Consider the following 25505-nt stretch of genomic DNA (forward strand, 5'->3'; position numbering starts at 1 on the left):
TATGGGTCGTCTTGGCAGATATCTGAACTCTTATACGGAAGCCGCCCCGCTCGCGGTTTTTCGTTTGTTCTTTGGGATCATGATGTTTGCCAGTATAGTTAGATTCTGGCTGAATGGCTGGATCGAGAAACTATACATAACTCCTAAATTTTTCTTTTCATATTATGGATTTGAATGGGTGAAACCGCTTGGGGGTTTCACCTATTTTATTTTCGTGATCTGCGGTATTTCTGCACTAATGGTAGCAATGGGGTACAAATACCGCCTTGCGATCATTACTTTCTTTCTAAGCTTTACTTATATAGAATTGATGGATAAGACCACTTATCTAAATCATTATTACTTTATAAGTATCCTTAGTTTTCTAATGATCTTTTTACCCGCCTCAGCTTACTTTTCTTTAGACGCTCTTAAAGACCCGAATAAAATATTTCAAAAGATTCCCCGCTGGTGTGTTGATTCCGTCAAATTATTGCTCGGAATCGTCTATTTCTATGCAGGTCTTGCAAAGATCAATTCAGACTGGCTTTTCAGGGCGATGCCGTTGAAGATATGGCTTCCGGCTAATTATGATGTCCCGTTCCTTGGTGATCTGCTTCAGCAGCAGTGGATACATTATGCCTTTAGCTGGAGCGGCATGTTGTACGATCTTTTGATCCCCTTCTTTCTTTTATGGAGGCGAACAAGATTGGTGGCCTTTTTCTTTGTGATCATTTTTCATGTGCTAACAAGAGTATTATTCCCAATCGGGATGTTCCCTTATATAATGATCGTAAGCGCATTGATATTTTTTAGTCCCCAAACTCATCACAGGATCCTTGAAGTGGTATCCGGAATTTTCAAAATAAATAAATCCAGGTTTGATAATGCAAGAAAGCTTGTTTTTGCTCCTTTAACCAGAAAAATAACCACCTCGGTGATCGCTATTTTTTTTATGATACAGATCCTGTTTCCCTGGCGCTATTTGTTGTATCCGGGGGAATTGTTCTGGACAGAGGAAGGCTTCCGCTTTTCATGGCGGGTCATGTTAATGGAGAAGGTGGGCTATGCACAGTTCAAGATCGTTGATGGCGAAACAGGCCGAAGGTTTTATGTGGATAATTCAGATTTTCTTACTCCTTTCCAGGAAAAGCAAATGGCCTCCCAACCCGATTTTATTCTTGAATATGCTGAGTTTCTCGCCGATCATTTCAGAAAGGACGGGCATAAGAATATTGAGGTCTACGTAGAGAGTTATGTAGCACTTAATGGCCGGAAAAGCCGGCCATATATAGATCCTGAAGTCAATTTGCTTAATTTCGACGATTCCTTCAGGCACAAAACATTTATTTTACCATTTGATGATGAGATTAAAGGTCTTTAGTTTTTTATTCTTTATAGGTCTGGTCGCCCAGGCACAGCAATTTAAATTATCAGGAAAAGTGACTTCGGCAGAGACGGGCGAAGCGGTTCCGGGTGCCGAGGTCTGGAATAAGACCGGCGGAAAGGTGGCCGTGGCTGATGAAAATGGCTTCTATGAATTAAGAGGCTTACAGGAAGGAACTTATGATATCGCTGTGTTTAGTTATGAATATGAGATCATGGAACAAGAGGTTTCCATTTCTGCAGATGCTGAAGCAGACTTTAGTTTAACCCCTTTGTCTGAAAGCCTTAGTGAAGTTGTATTAACAGCCAGAAGAGAACAATTGTTTGCCTTAAGAAAACTTAGGAAAGTTGAAGGTACTTCAATCTATGCCGGTAAGAAGAGCGAAGTGGTGCTAATGGACAAGGTGACCGCTAACATGGCCGCAAATAATGCCAGACAGATCTATAATCAGGTGGTTGGATTGAATATTTATGACAATGGTGATGCCGGACTTCAGTTGAATATTGGAGGGAGAGGACTTGATCCCAATCGTACTCAGAACTTCAACACCCGTCAAAATGGTTATGATATTTCAGCCGATGTGCTTGGATATCCTGAAAGTTATTATACCCCACCACCAGAGGCTCTAAGGGAGATCCAGGTTGTACGTGGTGCCGCTTCCCTGCAGTACGGAACTCAATTTGGTGGTCTTATCAATTTCAGGTTTAAGGAACCTTCAAAGAAAAAGATAGAATTTTTAACCCGTCAGTCGGTGGGCTCTTATAATATGTTCACGAGTTTCAATAGTCTGAGCGGGACTTTGGGAGATGTAAGTTATTATACCTATTACAATTATAAGGGAGGGAATGGTTTCCGACCTAATTCCGAATATGATTCTCATAATGCTTTTGGCCATGTTGGCTGGCAGCTTAGTGATAAAACGAAGCTGAGTTTTGAATATACATTTCTGGACTATCTGGCTCAACAACCTGGTGGACTTACCGATGCACAGTTTTACAGGGATCCCGATTTTAGCAACAGGGAGAGAAACTGGTTCGATGTGAACTGGAATCTTTATTCAGCGAAACTGGAGCATAAGTTTTCGGAAAAGACTGATTTCAGTCTGAATGTTTTTGGGCTTGATGCTTCCAGGAAAGCTGTTGGTTTCAGGGAGAACCGTGTTTCCCAGGCTGATGATCCCACGACTCCCAGGGAATTATTGATAGATAATTTTTCAAACTGGGGCGCCGAGGCAAGGCTGCTTACCAGATATAAGCTGTTTGGAGAAGAATCGGTCCTGCTGTTAGGAAGTAAATATTATGAAACCGATAATAGCCAGCAACAAGGTCCTGGTAGTGCTACTTCCGGTCCCGATTTTGAACTGGCTACCTCGCAGTTTCCTAATTATCCACGGCAGTCAGAATTTGAATTCCCTAATCAAAACATAGCGATCTTTGGGGAAAATATATTCAATATCACCAATAATCTTTCAGTCACCCCTGGCTTCAGATTTGAATACATCAATACCGCTGCGCACGGGAATTATAAGTCTGTTATATTAGACCTTGCCGGCAATGTGCTTCAGAATAAGACAATTGAAGATAACAGGGAATTTGAAAGAAGCTTTGTGCTTCTTGGGTTGGGAAGCAGCTATAACCTGAACTCCACCAACGAACTTTACGCAAATTTTTCGCAAAACTACCGTTCGGTTACCTTTAATGATATACGCGTGATCAACCCGGTATTCCAGGTAGATCCAAATATCAGCGACGAGGAAGGTTTTACTTCAGACCTTGGAATTAGGGGAAGGATAAGTGATGTTTTCTCTTACGACGCAAGTGTGTTTGCCTTAAAATATAATGAAAGGATAGGAGAGATCCTTAAACCGGAAGTTCGTGAAAATGCTGAAGGTGAAATGGTAGAGACTGGAAGAATTGTAAGATTCCGCGGGAATATTGGGGACGCGTTTATTTATGGTCTAGAAACATTCGGGGAAGTGAATCTTAGAAATGCGTTTTTCCAGTGGGCCGATGATTACAGGTTCAGCGCTTTCGTGAACGCCGCTTTTACAAAATCTGAATATATATCTTCAGAGGCTACGAATGTAGAGGGTAACGAAGTGGAATTTATCCCTGCAGTAAACCTAAAAACGGGATTGAATTTTGGTTATAGAAATTTCCTTGCGGGGCTACAGTATACGTACCTGTCTAAACAATATACCGATGCCACCAATGCACCACAGGATGTTAACGATAACCAGCGTGGGATAGAGGGAAGTATTCCTGCTTATGGAATAATTGACTTTTCAGCCTCTTATAGCTTTGGTAAATTTAAGCTGGAAGCAGGTATAAATAACCTTCTGAATAATACATATTTTACCAGGAGGGCAACGGGATATCCCGGCCCCGGCATAATTCCTGCCCAGCCTTTAACCTGGTATACCACGCTTCAGTTTAAGCTGTAGCCTGGGGTGCCCAGTGATTGCAAAGCATTCCCGGTGCCGCCTTTTGTGGGTTGGCACAGGTAGGATTCTGATAACGTGCACAATTCAGGCAGTTAGGCTCATCCTTCAGGCTGGCTTTCATTTTAAAACTGTCACAGGTATGCTGAACGCTTACTGCTGTTTCGTGCTTAAGGCAGTAATCATTTCTGAACTTTTCACAGTTCATACAGCTGTTTCCTAATCTTATACTCATGATTGCGGTGATTTTTAAATAATTAAAGTACGCCAGGAAATGATAAGAAACAATATAAATTACTGATTTACAGTTATAGTGGGCTGTTTGAGTGCTTTGAATTTTTGGAGCCAGTGCCATATTTTTTAGTTAAAAATACTTAACAGACTCAGTTTAAGTTTTCTCACTTATTAGCCTTATATTTGCATGCAATTAAATCCTTAATTGCAATGACCGCACACGAATCAAAAATACTTGGAGACGGATTAACCTATGATGATGTACTGTTAGTTCCGGCTTATTCTGAAGTTCTGCCAAGGGAAGTAAGTATCCAATCCAAATTCACACGAAATATACCAATCAACGTTCCTATCGTTTCAGCAGCGATGGATACCGTTACCGAATCCAGAATGGCTATTGCTATGGCCAGGGAAGGCGGAATAGGTGTTCTTCACAAGAATATGACCATTGAGCAGCAGGCGCTGAAAGTGAGAAAAGTGAAGCGTGCTGAGAGTGGAATGATCATCGATCCTGTAACACTCCCTGTTTCTGCCAAAGTGAGAGATGCCAAAGAATCCATGAGAGAACATAGTATTGGAGGTATTCCTATAGTAGATGACAATGGTAAGCTTTTAGGGATCGTTACCAATCGGGATTTAAGGTTTGAAAAGAATCTTAATCGTCCTATTTCTGAGGTGATGACTTCAGAAAATCTTGTGACCGTTTCTGAAGGAACTTCTCTGGATGATGCTGAAGATATTTTGCAGGAGAACAAAATTGAAAAGCTTCCCGTTGTAAATAAGGATGCCAAGCTGGTGGGACTGATCACCTTTCGGGATATTACCAAGCTTACTCAGAAACCAATGGCCAATAAAGACACTTATGGTCGGTTGAGAGTCGCGGCAGCTGTGGGGGTTACCGCAGATGCTGTTCACCGTGCTGAAGCTTTGGTTAATTCTGGAGTAGACGCCATAATTATAGATACAGCTCATGGTCATACAAAAGGCGTAGTGTATGTTCTTAAAGAGATAAAAAACAAATTTCCAGATCTGGAGGTGGTAGTGGGTAACATTGCTACCGGCGAAGCAGCTAAATATCTTGTAGAAGCTGGAGCCGATGCGGTTAAAGTAGGAATTGGTCCTGGATCTATTTGTACTACCCGTGTGGTAGCCGGGGTTGGTTTTCCGCAATTCTCTGCGGTTCTGGAAGTAGCTGCTGCTATTAAAGGCTCGGGGGTGCCTGTGATCGCCGATGGTGGAATTCGCTATACCGGAGATATTCCCAAAGCCATTGCAGCGGGAGCCGATTGTGTGATGCTGGGTTCATTGCTTGCGGGAGTTAAAGAATCACCAGGTGAGACCATTATTTATGAAGGACGTAAATTTAAGTCTTATCGCGGAATGGGTTCTGTAGAAGCTATGGAAAAAGGTTCTAAAGACAGGTATTTCCAGGATGTGGAAGATGATATCAAGAAGCTGGTTCCTGAAGGGATTGTAGGAAGGGTGCCATACAAAGGAGATCTTGAGGAAAGCATACACCAGTTCGTTGGAGGCTTAAAAGCAGGAATGGGTTATTGCGGATCAAAAGATATTGAAACTCTTAAGGAGACCGGGAAATTTGTAAGGATTACAGCTGCCGGAGTTCATGAGAGTCACCCGCATGATGTGACCATTACCAAAGAATCTCCTAATTATAGCAGATAAAATCAGTAAAGAATATAGATAAAAAAGTCCCGCAGCATGCGGGACTTTTTTGGTTTATATCAACTTTCTTTTCTAGTTTTCTACAGTATTTTCTGGTTCTGGTTGTGGATCCTGTGGTTCAATTCCCAGTTTGTCCATTACCTTTAAGGTAATATCATCCTCAACTCTTGAAAAAGCAAGTCCGCTTGCTCCGGAATGAAAGATCTGGGTGAAACCTTCTTCGGCGATCACTTCTTTCATTGCTTTATCTATCTTTTCATACAAAGGCCCGGTAAGTTCATTTCTTTTCATTTGCATCATTACGGAAGCCTTTTGGCGGAATCCTTTGATGTTGTTTTCAAGTTCGATGATCTTGCTTTCCTTTTCCTTTTTTTCTTCTTCGGTAAGATCGGCACTGGTATCCTGATAGTCTTTTACCAGGGCTTCATATTCCTTGATGTTGGTCTGAAGTTCGCCCTGAAGTTCCTTATTGTAGGCATCCAGCCCTGCATTCACTTCAGTATTCTCAGGCATTTGTGAAAGTATGTACTCGGCATCTATAGTTCCGATCTTAGACTGTGCATTTGCAGAAAACGCGATGAATAATAATAGAATTCCTAAACTTAATTGTTTCATTTTGAAATATTTTTTCGCAAATATAACAGCCTGAAGCTTATATAGCCATTTTAATTTGGAAAAATGAAAACTTAGTCGTCCAGTACACTTTTTCCGTCTTCTGCGAAGGCCTTAAAATCTTCCATATATTTTTTCGATTGTTTTTTGAAAGCACCGGGCATAAGAAATCCTATGACCTTCAAAAATCCTTTAAAACGAAATTCATTCTCCGAGATCCATTGGGTATGATCTTCCGGTGTTTCCAGGAATCTATTCCTCTGAAAATTGTAAACTCCCTTCGCCTCATAGGTAGAAGCAAATTCAAGTGGTAGATTGTTCTTAAGTATGGTTTCGGTCATCTCGATCTCCCGTTTTCCCATTTTATATTTCAGAAGATTCTGGGAACCATTAGCTCCAGGTTCACCATTTATTGGCTTCATAAAGATGAAACCTTCCTGCCAGTGCTTCATATTATCAGGATTGGAGAACTTTTCTACTACCTCATTTCGGGGCAATGCAATGGTGATTTCCTGTTGATATTTCATAATGAGTTGATTTGTCGTGTTTTAAAGATACAGAGGAATTAAATATTCCGGAAATTTATAATTTAAATCTGTTGTTTTCGTTATGCCTTTAGCTTGCAGAACCTTAACTAATTCTTATTTTTGCGCGGATGAAGGCTTTTGACTTGATCAGGACCTCTTCTGGCATTCAAATTGTGTGGTGCTAAAAAAATTGATTTTGAAGCAAAATTTTAGTGGATTCATTTTTGGTCTAATCTCCCTGATTTTGGTTAGTTGTGATTATTTTCAGCAAACCGATGATCGAAAGGTAGTGGTTAGAGTGAACGACTCTTATTTATATGAGAATGACATCAGATCGCTTATAAATGAAAATACTTCGGCGGAAGATAGTGCACTTATAGTTTCAAATTATATCACTCGCTGGGCAACACAGCAATTGCTGATAGACAGGGCTGAACTAAATTTGCCCGAGTCACAGCAACGAGAGTTCAATGATCTGGTGAACAATTACAGGAACGAGCTTTATACCAATGCTTATACCGAGGCAGTGGTGTCAAGAGATCTTGATACTTCTCTGAATAAGGAAGAGATATCGAACTATTATGAACAGAATAAAGAGAATTTTATACTCAATGAAGACCTGGTAAAACTGAGGTATATAAATTTGAGTAAGAATAGTAATAATCTTGAAGAAATAAAACGAAAGTTTATAAGGTTCAATGAAGAAGATAAGAACGACCTTACAGACATTGCCTTGCAATTCAAGAATTATTCGATGAACGATTCTGTTTGGGTAAAAACCAAGTCTGTTTATAATAAGATCGCTCCATTATCAGTAGAAGACAGATCCAGTCTGCTTAAGAAATCTAATTTTATGGAATTGCAGGATTCGCTAAATGTGTATCTTGTATACGTAAATGATGTCTTGACCAGAAATGATCGGGCTCCTCTGGAATATGCTTCTGCAACCATACGGGAAATATTACTAAATAAACGTAAACAGGCGTTAATAAAGGAATTAGAAAAAGAGATTACTAAAGATGCAATTAAAAATAATGAATTTGAAATTTTCAATTAAACCGGTTCTCGCAGGCCTTTTAATGATACTTCCTGTTTTTATACAGGCTCAGGAGGTGATAGTTACAGATAGTACTTCCATACAGCCTGATGCTGAAGTGAAGAAAGCCGAAGAAAATAAACAAGGCAGCCAGCGCAGAAAGGTTGATGGAATTGCTGCAGTGGTAGGAGATTATATCATACTTGAAAGCGATATAGATCTTATGTATAAGGATATGCAGAGCCAGGGTATTTCTACTGCTGAGGTGACCGACTGTAATCTGGCGGGATCCCTTATGGAAAATAAACTATATGCTCACCACGCAATACAGGATAGTATAATAATTCCCGATTCGCAGATCAACGGTATGATAGATCAGCAGTTACAGGGATTTGTTCAGCAGGCGGGTTCTATGGATAAGATTCTTGAATTCTATAATAAGGAAACTGAAGCTGAGCTTAGAGAAGAGCTATTCAGGATCAATAAGCAAAGACAGCTTGCCCAGCAGATGCAGCAAAAGATCATTGAAGATATTGAAGTAACACCCGAGGAGGTTAGACAGTATTTTGATGAAATGGAGGAGAAGCCAATGTTTGGGACCGAGGTGGAACTTTCTCAGATAGTGATTGAGCCTGAAATTCCTGAATCTGAAAGACAAAAAGTAATTGATCGTTTGAATGAATTCAAAGCTGATATAGAAGATAACGGAGCAAGTTTCTCAACAAAAGCGGTGCTTTATTCCCAGGATCCAGGTACTGCCTCTGATGGAGGAAGAATTACTCTTACCAGGAAAGATCCTTTTGTAAAGGAATTCAAGGATGTGGCTTTCAGTCTTCAGGAAGGTGAAATAAGCGATCCTTTTGAAACTGAATTTGGTTATCATATCATTCAGATAGATAAAATAAGGGGGCAAACCGTTGAGCTTAGGCATTTATTGCTTATCCCCGATGTAACAAATGCATCTGTGGAAGCAGCACGTGCCGAAATCGATACTATCAGAAGCAAAGTGGTTTCAGGAGAACTCGATTTTGCAGCTGCGGCAAGAGAGGCTTCCGATGAAGAAGAGACGAAAAATGAAGGAGGTAAACTTATTAATCCCCGTACCGGAGATACCAGGTTTGAACTTACCAAGATAGATCCTCAACTTTTTAAACAGGTGGAAGGTCTAGAAGAAGGTGAGGTTTCGCTGGTGCTTACCCAGCAGGACAGAACGGGAAGACCTCAGTTCAAAATAATTAAGGTAACCAAAAAGATTCCTGAGCATAAGGCAGATTATGCCACAGATTATCTTAAGATCAAGGAACTTGCTTTGAGAGATAAACAGCTGGATGCGATCGCCGAATGGCAAAAAGAGAAAATTTCTGATACCTATATCAAGGTGAATGGTAAATATCGGGATTGCGATTACACCAGTGATTGGGTGAAAAACTAAGAATATATGTCAGACGTGGCCCTTGTAGAAAAGCTGGTTGATAAGCATCGTGACCTTAAAAATGAGATCGCCAAGGTGATCGTTGGTCAGGATGAGGTGGTCAACCAGATCCTGCTTTCCATATTTTCGGGTGGCCACTCGTTGCTTATAGGTGTGCCGGGCCTTGCGAAGACCTTGATGGTGAATACCATTGCCCAGGCGCTTGGTTTGAACTTTAAGAGGATACAGTTTACTCCAGATCTTATGCCCAGCGATATTCTGGGCGCTGAAATACTAGACGAGAACCGTAAGTTCAAATTCATTAAGGGTCCGATTTTTACAAATATCCTTCTGGCTGATGAGATCAACCGTACTCCTCCTAAAACACAGGCAGCGCTCCTTGAAGCTATGCAGGAAAGGGCGGTTACGGTGGCTGGACATCACTACAAGCTTGATCTTCCCTATTTTGTACTTGCTACTCAGAACCCTATAGAGCAGGAGGGAACCTATCCTTTGCCGGAAGCTCAGCTGGACAGGTTTATGTTCGCTATAAATCTTGATTATCCTAGCTTTGAAGAGGAGGTTGACGTTGTTAAAACAACAACTTCTGATGATTTTCAGCAGGTAGATGCATTATTCAATGCTGAGGAAATTTCAGAGATCCAGCATGTTATAAGAAGGATTCCTGTTCCCGAAAACGTCATTGAATATGCAGTAAGGCTTGTTGGTAAGACAAGGCCAACCAATAACGCGCCAGAACTGGTAAGAAACTATGTTGATTGGGGTGCGGGCCCCAGAGCCTCTCAAAACCTGATCATGGCAGCAAAGACCAATGCGGCTGTGAACGGAAAGTTCTCACCCGATATTGAGGATGTACAGGCCGTGTCATTTGGAATCTTGAGGCACCGTATAATTAAAAACTACAAAGCAGAAGCAGAAGGTATTACCGAAGAAGAAATTATTCGAAAACTCTTCTAAAAATCATAATTTTTAAAGGTTTATTTAGCTGATTTTGGCGTTTTTGGCTAATTCATACTTGGTCTAAACAATCAAATTTTCAAAAAACCTCAATGTTATTGATAAATTCTCATTTTATCATTCGAATATTGTGTTTTATTGAAAAATTGAAGCCTTAAATTATAATTTCAGAAATTATTTATACTATTTTCTTAGTATCGTTTCTAATTTTCAAAATCGCTCCAAAATCCCTATTTTTGCAAGACTTTTTTAGAACATAAATTAAACAGAGTATGGCATACGATATTGATATGATTAAAAAGGTTTATAGCCATATGGCCGATCGTGTGAACAAGGCACGTGAGGTTGTAGGGAAACCTTTGACACTTTCAGAAAAGATTCTTTATTCTCACTTATGGGATGGTGAAGCCAATGAAGCTTACACCAGAGGGAAGGATTATGTAGAATTTGCACCAGACAGGATTGCCTGCCAGGATGCGACCGCTCAAATGGCACTTCTGCAGTTCATGCAGGCCGGAAAGAAAAAGGTTGCAGTGCCAACTACGGTTCACTGTGATCACCTTATTCAGGCTAAAATGGGAGCTGCGATAGATCTTCAGGCTGCTAACAAGAGCAGTAGTGAGGTTTTCGATTTTCTGGAATCAGTATCAAACAAATACGGAATTGGTTTCTGGAAACCGGGTGCAGGTATTATTCACCAGGTAGTTCTTGAAAACTATGCATTCCCTGGAGGAATGATGATCGGTACCGATTCGCATACGGTAAATGCCGGAGGTCTTGGTATGGTAGCTATTGGTGTTGGTGGAGCTGATGCCGTTGATGTAATGGCAGGAATGCCTTGGGAGCTTAAATTCCCTAAACTAATCGGAGTGAAGTTAACCGGAAAACTTTCAGGTTGGACTGCTCCTAAAGATGTTATCTTGAAAGTTGCAGGAATTCTTACCGTAAAAGGTGGTACCGGAGCAATTATTGAATATTTCGGAGAAGGTGCACGCTCAATGTCATGTACAGGTAAAGGAACTATATGTAACATGGGTGCTGAGGTTGGTGCAACTACTTCAACTTTCGGGTATGACGACTCTATGGAGCGTTACCTGAAAGCTACAAATCGTGAAGATGTTGCTGAAGCTGCCAATGCAGTTCGTGAGCATCTAACCGGTGATGATGAGGTTTATGCGAACCCGGAACAGTATTTTGATGAGGTTATCGAAATCAATCTTTCTGAATTGAAGCCTCACCTGAACGGGCCATTTACTCCAGACCTTGCGACTCCGATTTCTGAAATGGGAGAGAAAGCGAAGGAGCACGACTGGCCGATCAATGTAGACTGGGGTCTAATTGGTTCCTGTACTAACTCTTCATACGAAGACCTAACCAGAGCAGCTTCTATTGCAAAACAGGCGGTAGAAAAAAACGTAAAAGCGAAATCTGACTTCGGAATTAACCCGGGATCTGAGCAAATTAGATTTACTGCAGAGAGAGACGGATTGCTTCAGATCTTTGAAGATCTGGATGCAACTATCTTTACGAACGCCTGTGGGCCATGTATCGGTCAGTGGGATCGTTCAGATAGAAAAGGTGAAGAGAAGAACACTATCGTTCACTCTTTTAACCGTAACTTCTCTAAGCGAGCTGATGGTAACCCCAATACTCATGCCTTTGTAGGTTCTCCTGAGATGGTTGCAGCAATCGCAATTTCAGGTAGACTTGATTTCGATCCTACTCGTGACAAACTGATCAATGAGGATGGGGAAGAAGTGATGCTTGATGAGCCACAGGGAATTGAACTTCCAACAAAAGGATTCGCTGTTGAGGACGCTGGTTATGTTGCTCCAAAAGAAGACGGAAGCAGTGTGGAAGTGAAGGTTGCTGAAGATAGTGAAAGGCTTCAATTACTTACTCCTTTTGAGCCATGGGATGGTAAAAACCTTACCGGAGCCAAGCTTCTTATCAAAGCATGGGGTAAATGTACTACCGACCATATTTCTATGGCAGGACCATGGTTGCGTTACAGAGGTCACCTTGATAATATTTCCAACAACTGTTTGATCGGTGCTGTGAACGCTTACAATAAGAAGACAAACTTCGTTAAGAACCAGCTTACGGGAGAGTATGATGGTGTTCCTGCAGTACAGAGAGAATACAAGGATAAAGGTGTTCCAACAGTTGTAGTGGGAGATCATAACTATGGTGAAGGTTCTTCAAGAGAGCACGCCGCTATGGAGCCAAGACACCTTGGTGTTAAGGTTGTGCTGGTAAAATCTTTTGCACGTATCCACGAGACAAACCTTAAAAAACAGGGTATGCTTGCGCTTACATTCGCAAATGAAAATGATTACGACCTGATCCAGGAAGACGATACTTTCAATTTCGTAGATCTTGAGAATTTCGCTCCTGATACTCCGTTGACGATCGAGATCGTTCATGCTGACGGTTCTAAGGATACCATTAAGGCGAACCATACTTACAATAACCCACAAATTGAGTGGTATAAGCATGGATCTGCGCTTAATCTTATCAAGAAGCAAAATGCGGCTTAATCTTTAAGCTGAAGTTATAAAAAAGAAACTCCCTTTTCAGGGAGTTTTTTTATGTCTTAAATTTGCCAAAATTCAGCAGCAATCTCATGAAGATTTTTAAGAATCAGTGGTCTAATATTATCATTATCGTCATCATCCTTGCGATGATCATTCCGCAGACGCGAAAACCTATCCAGATCTTTGTTAACAAAGTAATTTCTTTCGCCCCTTCGGTGAATGATGAGGAAGACCGGGTGAAGATCGCAGATTATAACTGGGTACTGGAAAATAATAGGGGGAAAAGGGTCGAATTCTCTCAATTCGAAAATGAAGTAGTAATTGTTAATTTCTGGGCTACCTGGTGCCCGCCATGTATTGCTGAAATGCCAAGTTTCCAGGAACTGTATGAAGATTATCAGGATAAGGTGAGCTTTTTGTTTGTCTCTGGCGAGCAGCATGAAACGATTGAGAATTATATGAAGCGAAAAAGGTTCACATTGCCTTCCTATAAAATGCTTACCAAAGCTCCGGAACCGATGGACGGCAGGACGCTCCCAACTACTTATGTGATTTCAAAAGATGGAAGTATAGTTGTGGACAAGGTAGGAGCAGCCGACTGGAACAGTGAGGGTTTCAGAGAAACCCTGGATGAACTTATCGCCGAATAGCTTATAATTTTCTAAAGAAAGACTTGATAAATTCTGGATGATAAAGGGACAGCATGATCTTTATATTCTCTGAAAAGCTTGTTTCCTCATCCAAGAACCTGAAAATATCCTCTATAGAATTCTTCGTGTAGAATTTGGTAAAAAGGCTTTCCCCGAGATCATTTCTTCGGGATAGTACGTCAAGGAATATCGAATCGTAACGGGCAAAACTTTTATTAAACAATCCCTCGGAAGTAGCCAGCCCGCTTTTTATATTTTCGATGATCTGCTCAACCTTTCTTTCGGTACTTTTGAATGAATATCCTGATGATGGCTTAACCCATCCGCCAGCGGTACCGATCCTTGTTATATAAGCTGAATTATTTTCGTGGAATGGAAAATCGGTCATGGGAATGATCCCGGTTTCGGTTTCAGTAATTTTCCAGTCCTTAAGTTGGAGAATTTCCTTCAGGTATCTTTCAAGCATTTCATCATATACCTTTTCAGCAGTAAGAAAAGGAGTGAAAAAGGTAAATTCTATCAGGGCTTTTTTTGCAGTGAGTGGCAGTACGTAAGTGAAACTTGTTGAGTCTTTATATTTCAACCTGAAATCCATCATGGTAAATTTCCCGGGATCAAAGATATTTTCCTGGGTTTCTATCAGCCAGCCTTTAAAATGCTGATAAAGCACGGTGTGTTTAACCTCTTCTTTGTATTTATCGGTTAGCCGGCTGTCAAAAAAATGAGTGGCTGTATAATTTGCTTTTTTGCCTACTGCAGTCCGGGTTACCGGGTCGATCTTTTCGATCCTGTCCTGAATGAATATAAAATCTTCAGATTTTTCCAATTCCTTTTTTACATCTTCATAGAAATCTGAGGAGCGAATCATATTATAGGAATACTCACCCAGGTCAAGTGTTTGTTCGGTTTCTGAAGAAAAAAAAGCGGCTTTATTCCAGGATTTATGAATTAGATGATCCCATTTTCCGGGAGTGTTCTGCCAGAAGCACCAGGTCTTGTCATTCTCAATTTTTTTGGAAGGCTCGATTATGGCAATTTTCTTTCCCTTGAAAAAAACGTCGTTATTGATGCGTGATGCGAGCTGGAGACCGGCCAGACCACCACCCACAATAACGTAGTAATAATCTGGCACTAACATTTATTGGAGATTCTTATTTTCTGAAATATTTGAAAGGTACGAAAAGCATTCCGAAACACTCACCGTCCTCTTTGCCCAAATGTTTATGGTGGATCTTATGAGCCCTTCTTATGCCTTTGGCATAGCGGTTATTTGCATTTCTGAAAATCTTGAAACGCTGATGTATGAAAATATCGTGAACGGTGAAATAAGTTATTCCATATGCGAGTATTCCGAGCCCTATTGGCAGACCGATCCAGACATCATCATACCTCCAAAGAAGAAAGCAGCCTATGCTCACGAGAGCATAAAAAACAAAGAAAAGGTCATTCCTTTCCCACCAGCTGCTGTGGTCTTTCTTATGGTGATCCTTATGCAGCTTCCATAGGAAACCATGCATGATATATTTATGAGTGAACCACGCCATTCCTTCCATTATAATAAAGGTTCCGAGAAAGACCGCTATCCAAAGTAAAACATTCATAATTCCTGATCTTTATATAAGGTTCAGTCTATAAGAAATATAGGATTTTGCAAGCAGACCGGCCTTTTCATAATTTGGCACTCGTACCCTGCGTTTCCTTATTTCCAAAGATGGCACCTTTTTAAGTTTCTGTAATAATTTTTTATAATAAATATATGCAGTGTAAACTCCAAATTTTGCCTCTACCGGTAGTTGAGCGATCCCCTTCAGGCCTTTATGAAAATCATCCTCGATCTCCCTGATGATCTCTTCCTTATTCATTTCATTCAGCTGAGAGAGGTCTACATTTGGAAAATAACTTCTGCTTAGATCTTCGTAATCGGCTTTCAGGTCTCGTAAAAAATTCACTTTTTGAAATGCCGATCCAAGACTCATGGCAGAGTTTTTCAGCTTTTCATATCTTTTTTTATCTCCTTTTACGAAAACCTTCAGGCACATCAATCCCACCACATCGGCGCTTCCGTAGATATACTGGCGATACTCTTCTATGTTAAGATATTCAGATTTATGCAGATCGAGGCGCATGCTGTCCATAAAAGCCTCATAGAGGTCTTTTTCAATCCCATACTTATGCACCGTTTCCTGAAATGAGTTCAGGATAGGGTTTAAAGATATTCTATCCTTTATGGCTCTATGAAGCTCCTTTTCAAAATCATTGAAAAGTTCCTCCTTATTATAATCATGAAAGGAGTCTACGATCTCATCGGCAAACCTAACAAAACCATAGATGTTATAGATGTCCTGCCTGATAGACGGCGCGAGCATCTTTGTGGCAAGCGAAAAGGATGTACTGTAGCGATTGGTCACCAATCGGCTGCAGGATCTGGAAACATCATCAAAAATAGCTTTCATATCAATTTTTTACATTTTTTTCTATTAAGCCGGCGGCCAGTTTCCCGGAGATCAGGGAGGGTGGGACGCCTGGTCCGGGCACGGTTAACTGCCCGGTAAAGTATAGCTGGTCAACTTTTTTGCTCTTTATCTTTGGTCTTAAAAAAGCGGTTTGAAACAAGGTGTTGGCCATCCCGTAAGCATTTCCCTTATACGAATTGTAGGCCTCCTTAAAGTCATTTACGCAAAAAGACTCTTTAAAGATTATATTTTCTCTTACTTTCTGATCTGTCAGTTTTTCAAACCTGTCTAGAATGATCTGAAAATAATGTTCTCTTATCTCGGGAGTATCTTCAAGATTCGGGGCTAAAGGAATAAGGAATATTCCGGCCTCTTTTCCTTCAGGAGCGCAAGTATCATCGGTTTTGGAAGGGAAACTTGCATAGAACAAAGGATCTTCAGGCCATTCGGGCACATCATAGATATTTGTTGCATGTTCCTCAAAACTGCTATCAAAGAATAAAGTATGATGTGACACATTCTGCAATTTCTGGTCAAACCCTACATAGAAGAGCAAGGACGAGGGTGCAAAGGTCTTTTTATCCCAGTACTTTTCTGAATATTGTCTGGCTTCCTCGGGCAGTAATTGCTCTGAATGGTGATAGTCTGCCCCGCTTAGTACTACATCAGAATAATACTCTTTCCCGTTTACCAAGAGCCCCCTGGCTTTTCCTTTTTCGGTAATTATTTTTTCCACAGGGGAGTTGAGATGAAAGATCACGCCCAGTGATTCTGCCAGGTCTTTTATGGCTTCGATAACCTTGTACATTCCTCCTTTTGGATGCCAGGTCCCGAGACCAAAATCAGCATAGTTCATAAAATTGTAAAATGCAGGAGTGTCACTTGGTTTAGCACCTAGAAATAGAACTGGAAACTCAAGGATCTGCCTAAGTCTGGTGCTCCTGAATTCCTTTCTAACCTCTGAGCTGATATTGGTGAAAAATCGTCCAAGTCTTTTTGTGGTTGCCGGGGTTACAAGTTCCAGTGGAGAAACCCCAGGTCGGTAAACAAGATCTTTAATTGCGATATTGTAATTGTCCTGAGCCTTTGTAATAAATTTTTCAAGCTTTAGAGCACTTCCGGCTTCTTCCTTTTCAAAGTTTCTGTAGATCGCTTCGAGATTTCCGGGGATGGTTACTTCCTGTCCTTTTCCAAAATAGACCTGGTAAGCCGGATCAAGTTTTTCAAGTGTATAATAATCTGAGGGTTTCCTGCCAAAATCTGCGAAGAACCTTTCAAATACGTCGGGCATCCAATACCAGGTAGGTCCAATGTCAAATGTGAAACCATTTTTATGGAGTTGGCGGGCCCTGCCACCCACACTGCTGTTTTTTTCAAAAACTTCTACATGGTGTCCTGCTTTTGCCAGATAGCAGCAGGCAGCCAGAGAGGAGAAGCCAGAACCGATTATATTTATGCTCTTAGACATTAAAACTATTTAAAGTGTGTTTGTAAAATCGGCGATAGAAGAATAAACCTTTATGTTGTCTGAAAGATCTTCGGTTTCTATTTCTTTGGTACGTTGTCCAAATAATAGCAGCTCTCGCTGTTTCTCCTTGCATACCTGCTCCTGGAACTTATCTATAAACTCATGGATATTCGTGTTAGTTGGTGATACCGTGAGATAACTTATAAAGATAAGGTTGTTATGCTTGTCCAGGAGGTAATCTATGTTTTCAAGAGGAAGGCTGGGACCAAGGTAGATCGCATTTCTTCCGGCAGCTAAAAGCTCATAATTTAGATAAAGTATTCCGAGATCATGAATTTCATTATCGGGAAGAAAAAGCACAAACATTTTGTTGTCTCCTTCGCCATTCAAATGGTTGGTAAACTTCAACTCGGCAATATTCAGATATATTTTCTGTTTTATCAGTTCGGTTATATAATGCTCATGTATGGGTTTGATCGTATCAGTTTGCCATAGTAGGCCAATGTCATTTAATAGTGGAAGAAACACATCATGAAAAACTTCTCTAAAGGTTTTGGTTTCTCTTAGTTTGTTATAGGTTCGCTGGAAAAGGCTTTCATCAAAATTCATCATAGCCAGCTTAAAAGCGTTTTTTGAACGATTTTCTTCGCTTGCGGAAGCTGAGATACGCTGTACCAGGCTGGTAATCTCATCTTCTTTCATCTTGGAGATGCGCGAAATTTTGTATCCATGTGAATTGAGAAAAGCTATATTCAGAAGTTTTTGAAGGTTTTCACCATTATATGTGCGTATGTTAGTATCGGTCCTTTCAGGGCGCAGGATATCATAGCGCTTTTCCCAAATTCTGATTGTATGGGCTTTGATTCCACTTAAATGTTCAAGGTCTTTTATACTAAATGTTTGCTTGATATGTTCCATAGTATTTGATAGAAGTTAAACAAATCTAAACATTAATGGAATATTATGACTATATGAAAATGTTAAATTGTTTAATTTGTGAGTTAAAAAATTAAACAAAATAAATTTTAGACAAAAAAATAACCCATTACGGGTTTTCATAGAAGAATATTAAAAAAGTGCCCGAGGCGGGAGTCGAACCCGCACGCCCTAATGGACACATGGCCCTCAACCATGCCTGTCTACCAGTTCCAGCACCCGGGCGGAAGATTATTATTTCGGGCAAAAACCAGGTTGGTTTAACTGCTCGAATTTGTATCTGGGGTGATACAAAAAAGTGATCTGGCTGGGGCTCGAACCCAGGACCCTCTCCTTAAAAGGGAGATGCTCTACCAACTGAGCTACCAGATCTAAAACAAAATCAAATTATGAACTTTAAAAATGATCTGGCTGGGGTTTCCATCGCTTCGATAGCTTAGCTTAGACTCTCGCCCAGTTAGATCAAAACTTCAATTTGTGATCTGGCTGGGGCTCGAACCCAGGACCCTCTCCTTAAAAGGGAGATGCTCTACCAACTGAGCTACCAGATCAATAAAAAAACATCCGTCGTTTTGCGAATGCGGGTGCAAATATACATTCATTAATTTATTTTTCAAGGCTAAATTGCTATAATTTTATCATAGTTTTGCCTTCGTCTCATTATTAGCATATTAAAACATGAAAATTTTTCTTTTGGGCTATATGGGCTCTGGAAAATCGTATATAGGAAAGCAACTGGCAGTAAGTCTTGGCTATGAATTCATAGATCTTGATGAAGAAATAGAAAAGAAGGAAAACTCCAGTATTCCTGAAATTTTTGAAAGAAGGGGAGAGGTATTCTTCAGGAAAATAGAAAGACAAATGCTGGAGGAGGTCATCCAATCTGGGACCTCTTTAATTATATCCCTTGGCGGAGGAACTCCCTGCTATGGCGATAATATGGAACTTATCAAACAGGCAGAGAATTCAACCAGCATCTATCTAAAGTTGAAAGTTGAAAACCTCACCGAAAGATTATTTAAGGAAAAGGATCAGCGTCCCTTGATTAGTCATCTGGAAGACAAAGAAAAGCTGGAGGAATTCATTAGGAAACATCTTTTTGAAAGAGGTTTCTATTATAATCAGAGCCAGCACATTATTAATTGTGATTCACTTTCTCCAGAGGAAATAATCAGGGAGATAAAATCCAGGTTAGGATAACTCCACCTTTTCATTACTCTCATCCAAAGTGACTTTCACGGTTTCGCTGAGCGAGGTTGAAAGAGAGAGTCCTTTGAAATCGGCCTTTACAGGGTATTTTTTATGGTTACGGTCTACAAGAACGGCTGTTCTGAACTGCTTAAGCGGAACTTCAAGGAAATGCCGTACCCCATAGATGAGAGTGGTTCCGGAATTGAGTACATCATCCACTAAAATAATAGACTTATCCTGATATTCGTCAGAGCTCAGGGAAGTTGTGATTGTTCCGCGAGGATTTTTTTTATCTATTTCAACCTTACACAGGTGTACCTTGAGAGGAGATATCTGAGTGAGCTCTTCTTCTATTTTTCCTGCTAGTTGAAATCCGTTTTTTGCAATGCCTGCTATTATTACTTCTTTTTCTTCAATATTGCTTTCATAGATCTGGTATGCAATGCGGCGGATTTTATGTTTTATCTGCTCCTGGTTTAATATAGGGTGCTTTTTCATTTCTTGGTTTTTATGAATTTAAAGAACAGTTCATTTCCCTGTCTTGGCTTGATAGAGTTATAACATCGCTCTAAAATATCAATTTTGAAGTACGGACTAAAATACGTTAAATATTCCTGTTTAGTGCCTCCAAAAGGAGGGCCATCTTCCCTGAGTTCAAAATCAAAGAAAACTCCGGCAATCTTACCTCCTGTTTTTAATAGGTTGAAGCATTGTTCAGCATAATCAGGTCTTTTTTCTACGGGAATTGCGCAGAAAAAAGTTTGTTCCAGGATCAGGTCATAAGTCTGGTTCAAAGTAAAAAAGTCCTGTTGAAGCAACTGATTTTTTGGAAAGTCGGGAACACGATTTTGAAAGTTTTGAAGAGGCTCAGACGCGATTTCGCAAATAGTAATATTTTTAAATTCATTTTTAAACAGGTATTCGGCCTCATAGGAATTGCCAGCTCCCGGAATCAGGATTTTCAATTCTTTATATTCTAGCTGATCTATATATTCTTTTAGCGGGGTAGATACATATCCAATATCCCATCCCGTTCTCTTTTCCCTGTATCTGGCAGACCAGAATTCACTACTCATGGTCCTTACTTTTATCTTCGTCCCGGTTTTCCCTTGCATTTTCAAACCAGTCATCAATATCCCTTCTGTCCTTTTTGGTAGGCCGGCCTGTACCTTTCTTACGGTAATAATCCTTGGAATATTTTAATAGGTCAAGTTTTTCAAAAGCTTCCTTAGGTGTGATATCATGTATATATAGATTCACTAGCTTGGCACCAACTCTGCTCTTTGGAGTATCAAGGATCTCCAACTCATAATTTATCTGGTTTTTCCTAACCTTTAATTTATCTCCGGGAAAGACCTCTTTAGAGGGTTTTAAGATCTCGTCATCAAGCCTTACCTTTCCCTGCTTACAGGCATTAGTAGCAATGCTTCTGGTCTTAAAATAACGTACACACCATAAAAATTTATCAACTCTCATAATTTGACCTCTAAATCACCGTTCATATTGAAGCAAAAATACAAGATTATTGTATCTTGCGGCTCCTAAATAAAATTCGAATGAGATTAAACAAAATTATAATTCTTTGCCTAACGGCTTTTCTTGTTTTTTCATGTAATAAAGATGATGATAACGGTATTCAAACAGTTCCTCCAAGGGACCGCGGAGAGGTGGCCATTGAGGATGATCAGGAAATAATAGAATATCTTAATACACACTTTTATAATTACGAGGAGTTTGAAAACCCTTCAGAAGATTTCGACTATGTTGTTCGTTTTGATACCATAGCCGGAGATAATTCAGATAAAACGCCGATTATAGACTCAGATAAACTGATGACAAAAACGGTGAATTATGAAGGAGTTGATCAACAGGTTTATATACTGAAGGTGAGAGAAGGAGAAGGAGCTAAGCCTGCTTTTACTGATTCTACTCTTGTTGCCTATCGCGGTCAGCTTCTAAATAGTAATGTTTTTGATAGTAACCTTAAGTCTCCTGTCTGGTTTAATCTGTCGGGTTATGAGATTAGAGGTTCTAATGGAGTTATTGCCACTGTTGGAAATGTAATAAAAGGCTATGCTGAAGGCCTGGAAGAATTTCGAGCTGCTACTGGATATGAGGTTCAGGCTGATAATACGGTGAAATGGAATAACGATTATGGAATAGGAGCGATCTTTATTCCGTCAGGACTAGGATATTTTGCTAATGCCAGGGCTTCTATCCCTGCTTACTCTCCGCTTATTTTTACCATTAATTTATATCATGTAAATGAAGCTGATCATGATGGAGATGGTGTTCCTTCATATCTGGAGGACCTTGACGGAGATGGGAATCCATTTAATGATGATACCGATGGAGATGGTTTAAGCAATCATTCCGATCCTGATGATGATGGGGATGGGAAACCTACCAAAGAGGAGTTAGGAGATAAGAATGAAGATGGAGTTCCGGATTATCTGGACCCTGACATCTTCGAATAAATCAAAAAGATTATAAAATAAAAATCCCCGGAAGAAGTCCGGGGATTTTTTGTTTTTATCTTCCACCAACCGACTGCAGATCATCAATACAGGCCTCATCAAGTTCTGGAACGCCTGATCCATTGATAACATCAACCACTCCACTTCCAAATTCTATGGAGGCCCTCATTAAACATCCATCTCCATTGCAATGTCCTTGGTTTTCTGAGTCTTCATGGTTAGAAACCGGTTCAGTACCCAGATCTACAAGACCAAATAAATGCCCGAATTCATGATTTAAGGTAGCAGCTTCTATGATAGCCCTGCTAGGGGAACCATTTCTATTTGCAAATTCTTTGATCGTTTGTTCATAGATCACCATTGAAGTATTTCTGAAAGCTGATCCAAGAACGAATTTTTCATTAGTGTCTTTTTCGTTACTGCCGTCAGCAAAATAGATCCATACGGCTATTTCATCACCGGCATTATAAGCTGTTCTTTCCTCTTTTTCGATTTCGACGATTTCTTCAATAGTAAAGGGAGCCTTTCCTGACGAGGGGACAGATCGCAAAGTAATGCTTATACCATCTGGTTTATATATTCTTTCCTGAAGGAAACTTTGAAATTCACTTATAGCTTCGTCGGCAGGTTTGTTGCCTTCCACATACACAATCTCGAGATTCATCGATGTGAATTTTACATCGCTTAGCAGATCGGTCGCAGAAGCCCCAAGAGTTTTAAGGTTTGCTGTACGGTTTACACCTCCATTCTTTGGATCATTTGGATCATCCTTGGTACAGGAAAATACAAAGCCGATGGCAACAAAAATTATAAGTAGTTTTTTAAATCTTATCATGATGAATTTTATGCGCTGTGGCAAAAATATGAAAAATACTGAGTTAGAGAGGTTTTAATATAGCCAGGTAATCAAAATGCCTGCCTTTTTGTATGATCTTACAGCTAAATTTATTTTTTAAAGCTTCTTTTTCCAATAATACCGGGTCTAAATATAGCCAGTCAAAGAAATCAGATCTTGAATCTTTATAGCTGAGCTGAAACTTAAGTTCACCATAATATTCTTCCTGCTCTGGCAATTCTTCATCGAAAAGATAGATGAGGTCTGAAGAGTCCAGCAGGATCTGGCCATTCTCTTGCAGAATTGATCTCGAATGTTCGAAGAATTTCTTCAGGTTCTTAAGTTTTCCGATAATTCCGCTACCATTCATCAACATAAGAATAGTATCGAATTTTTCATTTTTTAACTCGAAGAAATCCTTGCATTCGGCATTTTTAAGACCGCGTTTTTTAGCTATTTCGATGGCACCGGTAGAAGTGTCTATCCCGGTACACTTAAGATCTTTCAAATTTTGAAGATAAAGACTATGGCTTCCAGCTCCGCAGCCAACATCCAGAACTTTTCCTCTGCATAATTCAAGTGCCTTTTGCTCAAGGGGAGGCATTTCATCAAAATCTCTGAAAAGATATTTTACAGGGATGGTGTCATCTTCAAAATCGGGAGAGTGAACTATAATGTTAGTTTCATCATTTTCTTCAAAAAAAGCCTTAATGGCTTTGCCGAATATATCCTTATTTTTGTCCAATGGAAGAGTTTCTTAAAAGTTTGCCAGAAAGGGCCAAAGATAAGAAGAAGGAGAATAGAAAGTTCTTTTCAAAGTTAAAGAAAAGACCGCCAAAGGATCTTGATTCTATTATGCTGGAACTTCATGAGGAGGAATTCTCGCGTACAGATTGCCTTACATGTGCCAATTGTTGCAAAACCACGGGCCCTTTATTCACTCAGAAAGATATTGAAAGGCTTAGCAAACATTTTAAAATGAAGCCAGGAGATTTTATCGATACTTATCTCAGGCTGGATGAGGAGAATGACTATGTTTTGCAACAAGTGCCCTGTCCATTTTTAGGAAGTGATAACTATTGCTCGGTGTATGATAAAAGACCCAAAGCCTGCAGGGAGTATCCGCATACCGATAGGAAGGACTTTCATAAGATCTCAAATATTACAATTAAGAATACGGCTATCTGTCCAGCCGCCTATAATATTGTAGAAGAAATGAAAAAAAGAATCGGTTGATTATCTAATTCTCCTTCCCAATAGAAAATAAACCAATGTTCCAATGATTGGCGCCAGAATGATCACTATCAGCCATAATAGCTTTTCTGTAAGGCTTAAATTTTTCTGAAAAATATCTACTATTGCCCAGATCACCATTACCACTGTTAATATGATAAGGATGAAAATGAGACTCATTAAAAATTCATCCATACTCGGGCTATTTATATAGAAGGTATTTCTTTCTTATTTCACTGTATTCTTTTAAACCGGACTGCCAGGTTTTTTCTATCTCTTCAGCACTTAAGCCTTCTTCGATTTGTTGCTGAAGTTTCTTAGTGCCCGCGAGTTTGGTGAAAAACTGATTAAAGAAATCTTCTTTTGATGAAGTATGATTATATGCTTCAATCAGCCATTCGAGGTTGAGGGAATTAAGCTCAGGGCTTTTCGATAGGTCTTTCCCGTAACATTCTTTTCCTTTATGTTTAGGGTTTTGTGCGCCATCCATTGATTGCGGAGTGTAAGAATAGGGGTAATATTCACTATCCAGAAATGGCGAGCCAAATACCTGGAACTGCTTCGTGGTGCCACGGCCTGCATTCACATTGGTACCTTCAAAAAAGCAGAGACTTGGATAAAGATTGATGGACTTCTCGTTTGGCAGGTTGGGAGAGGGCTTAACTGGCAGGGAATAGGCAAGAGAATGATCATAATTCTTCATTTTTATTACCTGAAGATCACATTTTACACCATCGGTAAGCCAGTCCTGTCCGTTGATCATGTTTGCATATTCTCCTATGGTCATCCCGTGAACTACAGGAACAGGATGCATGCCCACAAAACTTTTATTCTCCTTTTCCAGAATAGGGCCGTCAATATAAGATCCATTAGGATTAGGCCGGTCCAGTACCAGCAGCGGAATGTTATTTTCGGCACAGGCTTCCATTATATAATGTAGAGTAGAGATATAGGTGTAAAATCTTGCTCCTACATCCTGAATGTCAAAAATGATCATATCTAAATCCTTAAGTACTTCAGCTGTAGGCTTTTTATTTTCTCCATAGAGCGATAGAACCGGCAGGCCTGTTTTTGTGTCAATGCCATCTTTCACTACCTCTCCCGCATCGGCCGTACCGCGAAAGCCGTGTTCAGGGGCAAATACTTTTTTGATCTGTATATCATGATTTAAAAGTGAATCGACCAAGTGGATATAACTGCCATTTTCGTTTTTTATGATGGAAGTTTGGTTCCCTACGAATCCAATTTTCTTATCCTTAATTAGAGGCAAATACTCTGCAGTGTTATTCGCGCCGGTGATTATTTCGGTTTTTACAGGATTTTCAATTTCCTTTTCCTGGACCTGAGATTGATCCTTAGTTTGTTTGTTGTTGTTTCCGCAGGAAAGAATTCCGCTAAGAAGGAATAAAAATGTAATTTTGGGCAATCCCTTAATCAT

The 25505-nt window shown here is 40.0% G+C and carries 26 protein-coding genes and 3 tRNA genes; 11 read left to right on the top strand and 18 right to left on the bottom strand.

Translation table 11 applies throughout. The annotated features are described in order from the left end of the window. Nucleotide 1: 1 nt before the first annotated feature. Both NE848_RS01475 and NE848_RS01480 read left to right on the top strand, forming a co-directional pair. A complete protein-coding gene (locus NE848_RS01475; protein ID WP_252110443.1) occupies nt 2-1363 on the top strand; it encodes an HTTM domain-containing protein in 1362 nt (453 codons plus the stop codon). Next, nucleotides 1344-3809 carry a TonB-dependent receptor gene (locus NE848_RS01480; protein WP_252110953.1) on the top strand — a complete coding sequence of 822 codons (2466 nt, stop codon included), beginning with the start codon at nt 1344-1346 and terminating at the stop codon, nt 3807-3809. Before NE848_RS01475 ends, NE848_RS01480 begins: the two co-directional genes overlap by 20 nt. Here NE848_RS01480 and NE848_RS01485 read toward each other — a convergent pair. Further along, nucleotides 3799-4041 carry a hypothetical protein gene (locus NE848_RS01485; RefSeq protein WP_252110444.1) on the bottom strand — a complete coding sequence of 81 codons (243 nt, stop codon included), beginning with the start codon at nt 4039-4041 and terminating at the stop codon, nt 3799-3801. The two genes, NE848_RS01480 and NE848_RS01485, sit on opposite strands and share 11 nt — an antisense overlap. 209 nt (nt 4042-4250) lie before the next feature. On the opposite strand from NE848_RS01485, the gene guaB reads away from it, so the two are divergent. Continuing rightward, nucleotides 4251-5723 (top strand): IMP dehydrogenase, encoded by a 1473-nt coding sequence (guaB, locus tag NE848_RS01490; protein WP_252110445.1) that lies wholly within the window; start codon nt 4251-4253, stop codon nt 5721-5723. Nucleotides 5724-5795: 72 nt separating this feature from the next. On the opposite strand, the gene NE848_RS01495 is transcribed toward guaB, so the two are convergent. Then, nucleotides 5796-6338 (bottom strand): OmpH/Skp family outer membrane protein, encoded by a 543-nt coding sequence (locus NE848_RS01495; RefSeq protein ID WP_252110446.1) that lies wholly within the window; start codon nt 6336-6338, stop codon nt 5796-5798. 71 nt (nt 6339-6409) lie between these two features. Beyond that, the gene (locus NE848_RS01500; RefSeq protein WP_252110447.1) at nt 6410-6862 is read right to left on the bottom strand and encodes an SRPBCC family protein; all 453 of its coding nucleotides are present in this window, start codon (nt 6860-6862) and stop codon (nt 6410-6412) included. 196 nt (nt 6863-7058) lie between these two features. On the opposite strand from NE848_RS01500, the gene NE848_RS01505 reads away from it, so the two are divergent. From NE848_RS01505 to NE848_RS01525, 5 genes are all read left to right on the top strand, one after another. Next, nucleotides 7059-7919, top strand: a complete 861-nt coding sequence (locus NE848_RS01505; protein WP_252110448.1) for a peptidyl-prolyl cis-trans isomerase — start codon at nt 7059-7061, stop codon at nt 7917-7919. After that, nucleotides 7882-9330 carry a peptidylprolyl isomerase gene (locus tag NE848_RS01510; RefSeq protein ID WP_252110449.1) on the top strand — a complete coding sequence of 483 codons (1449 nt, stop codon included), beginning with the start codon at nt 7882-7884 and terminating at the stop codon, nt 9328-9330. Before NE848_RS01505 ends, NE848_RS01510 begins: the two co-directional genes overlap by 38 nt. A 6-nt stretch (nt 9331-9336) precedes the next feature. Continuing rightward, on the top strand, nt 9337-10287 hold the full coding sequence (locus NE848_RS01515) for an AAA family ATPase (protein ID WP_252110450.1): 951 nt from the start codon (nt 9337-9339) through the stop codon (nt 10285-10287). A 272-nt stretch (nt 10288-10559) separates the two neighbouring features. Then, the gene (locus NE848_RS01520) at nt 10560-12827 is read left to right on the top strand and encodes an aconitate hydratase (RefSeq protein WP_252110451.1); all 2268 of its coding nucleotides are present in this window, start codon (nt 10560-10562) and stop codon (nt 12825-12827) included. 86 nt (nt 12828-12913) lie between these two features. After that, complete coding sequence (locus tag NE848_RS01525; protein WP_252110452.1) at nt 12914-13474, top strand: TlpA family protein disulfide reductase; 561 nt, start codon at nt 12914-12916, stop codon at nt 13472-13474. Between the two features lies 1 nt (nt 13475). Here NE848_RS01525 and NE848_RS01530 read toward each other — a convergent pair whose 3' ends face one another. The 8 genes from NE848_RS01530 to NE848_RS01565 form a co-directional block, all read right to left on the bottom strand. Then, complete coding sequence (locus NE848_RS01530) at nt 13476-14612, bottom strand: lycopene cyclase family protein (RefSeq protein ID WP_252110453.1); 1137 nt, start codon at nt 14610-14612, stop codon at nt 13476-13478. A gap of 13 nt (nt 14613-14625) precedes the next feature. After that, nucleotides 14626-15075 (bottom strand): sterol desaturase family protein, encoded by a 450-nt coding sequence (locus NE848_RS01535; RefSeq protein ID WP_252110454.1) that lies wholly within the window; start codon nt 15073-15075, stop codon nt 14626-14628. A gap of 12 nt (nt 15076-15087) precedes the next feature. Next, complete coding sequence (locus tag NE848_RS01540; RefSeq protein WP_252110455.1) at nt 15088-15927, bottom strand: phytoene/squalene synthase family protein; 840 nt, start codon at nt 15925-15927, stop codon at nt 15088-15090. Between the two features lies 1 nt (nt 15928). Continuing rightward, nucleotides 15929-17395, bottom strand: coding sequence for a phytoene desaturase family protein (locus NE848_RS01545; RefSeq protein ID WP_252110456.1), 1467 nt, complete (start codon nt 17393-17395; stop codon nt 15929-15931). Between the two features lie 9 nt (nt 17396-17404). Then, the gene (locus tag NE848_RS01550) at nt 17405-18313 is read right to left on the bottom strand and encodes a MerR family transcriptional regulator (protein ID WP_252110457.1); all 909 of its coding nucleotides are present in this window, start codon (nt 18311-18313) and stop codon (nt 17405-17407) included. A 159-nt stretch (nt 18314-18472) separates the two neighbouring features. Then, nucleotides 18473-18556, bottom strand: a tRNA-Leu gene (locus tag NE848_RS01555). Between the two features lie 74 nt (nt 18557-18630). Continuing rightward, nucleotides 18631-18703: transfer RNA gene (locus tag NE848_RS01560), tRNA-Lys, on the bottom strand. A 106-nt stretch (nt 18704-18809) separates the two neighbouring features. Continuing rightward, a tRNA-Lys gene (locus NE848_RS01565) sits at nt 18810-18882 on the bottom strand. A gap of 127 nt (nt 18883-19009) precedes the next feature. Here NE848_RS01565 and NE848_RS01570 point away from each other — a divergent pair. Beyond that, the gene (locus NE848_RS01570; protein ID WP_252110458.1) at nt 19010-19531 is read left to right on the top strand and encodes a shikimate kinase; all 522 of its coding nucleotides are present in this window, start codon (nt 19010-19012) and stop codon (nt 19529-19531) included. Here NE848_RS01570 and NE848_RS01575 read toward each other — a convergent pair. The 3 genes from NE848_RS01575 to NE848_RS01585 are packed head-to-tail and all read right to left on the bottom strand — an operon-like array spanning nt 19523 to nt 20998. Then, on the bottom strand, nt 19523-20020 hold the full coding sequence (locus tag NE848_RS01575) for a phosphoribosyltransferase family protein (protein ID WP_252110459.1): 498 nt from the start codon (nt 20018-20020) through the stop codon (nt 19523-19525). The two genes, NE848_RS01570 and NE848_RS01575, sit on opposite strands and share 9 nt — an antisense overlap. Beyond that, a complete protein-coding gene (locus NE848_RS01580; RefSeq protein ID WP_252110460.1) occupies nt 20017-20598 on the bottom strand; it encodes a TPMT family class I SAM-dependent methyltransferase in 582 nt (193 codons plus the stop codon). Before NE848_RS01580 ends, NE848_RS01575 begins: the two co-directional genes overlap by 4 nt. Beyond that, a complete protein-coding gene (locus NE848_RS01585; protein ID WP_252110461.1) occupies nt 20591-20998 on the bottom strand; it encodes an RNA-binding S4 domain-containing protein in 408 nt (135 codons plus the stop codon). The genes NE848_RS01580 and NE848_RS01585 overlap by 8 nt, the downstream gene beginning before the upstream one ends. Before the next feature lie 80 nt (nt 20999-21078). On the opposite strand from NE848_RS01585, the gene NE848_RS01590 reads away from it, so the two are divergent. Beyond that, nucleotides 21079-21999: an FKBP-type peptidyl-prolyl cis-trans isomerase gene (locus NE848_RS01590; RefSeq protein WP_252110462.1), complete on the top strand. Its 921-nt coding sequence runs from the start codon at nt 21079-21081 to the stop codon at nt 21997-21999. 55 nt (nt 22000-22054) lie between these two features. Here NE848_RS01590 and NE848_RS01595 read toward each other — a convergent pair whose 3' ends face one another. After that, complete coding sequence (locus NE848_RS01595) at nt 22055-22834, bottom strand: hypothetical protein (protein WP_252110463.1); 780 nt, start codon at nt 22832-22834, stop codon at nt 22055-22057. 43 nt (nt 22835-22877) lie between these two features. Beyond that, a complete protein-coding gene (locus NE848_RS01600; protein WP_252110464.1) occupies nt 22878-23579 on the bottom strand; it encodes a class I SAM-dependent methyltransferase in 702 nt (233 codons plus the stop codon). On the opposite strand from NE848_RS01600, the gene NE848_RS01605 reads away from it, so the two are divergent. Continuing rightward, nucleotides 23579-24070, top strand: coding sequence for a YkgJ family cysteine cluster protein (locus NE848_RS01605; RefSeq protein ID WP_252110465.1), 492 nt, complete (start codon nt 23579-23581; stop codon nt 24068-24070). The genes NE848_RS01600 and NE848_RS01605 overlap by 1 nt on opposite strands. Here NE848_RS01605 and NE848_RS01610 read toward each other — a convergent pair whose 3' ends face one another. Together NE848_RS01610 and NE848_RS01615 are read right to left on the bottom strand one after the other, a co-directional pair. Next, nucleotides 24071-24262, bottom strand: a complete 192-nt coding sequence (locus NE848_RS01610) for a PLDc N-terminal domain-containing protein (protein WP_252110466.1) — start codon at nt 24260-24262, stop codon at nt 24071-24073. A gap of 7 nt (nt 24263-24269) precedes the next feature. Continuing rightward, entirely contained in the window at nt 24270-25505 is a 1236-nt protein-coding gene (locus tag NE848_RS01615) for an exo-beta-N-acetylmuramidase NamZ family protein (RefSeq protein ID WP_252110467.1), read from the bottom strand.

The organism is Gramella jeungdoensis, assembly GCF_023805255.1.
Taxonomy (GTDB): domain Bacteria; phylum Bacteroidota; class Bacteroidia; order Flavobacteriales; family Flavobacteriaceae; genus Christiangramia; species Christiangramia jeungdoensis.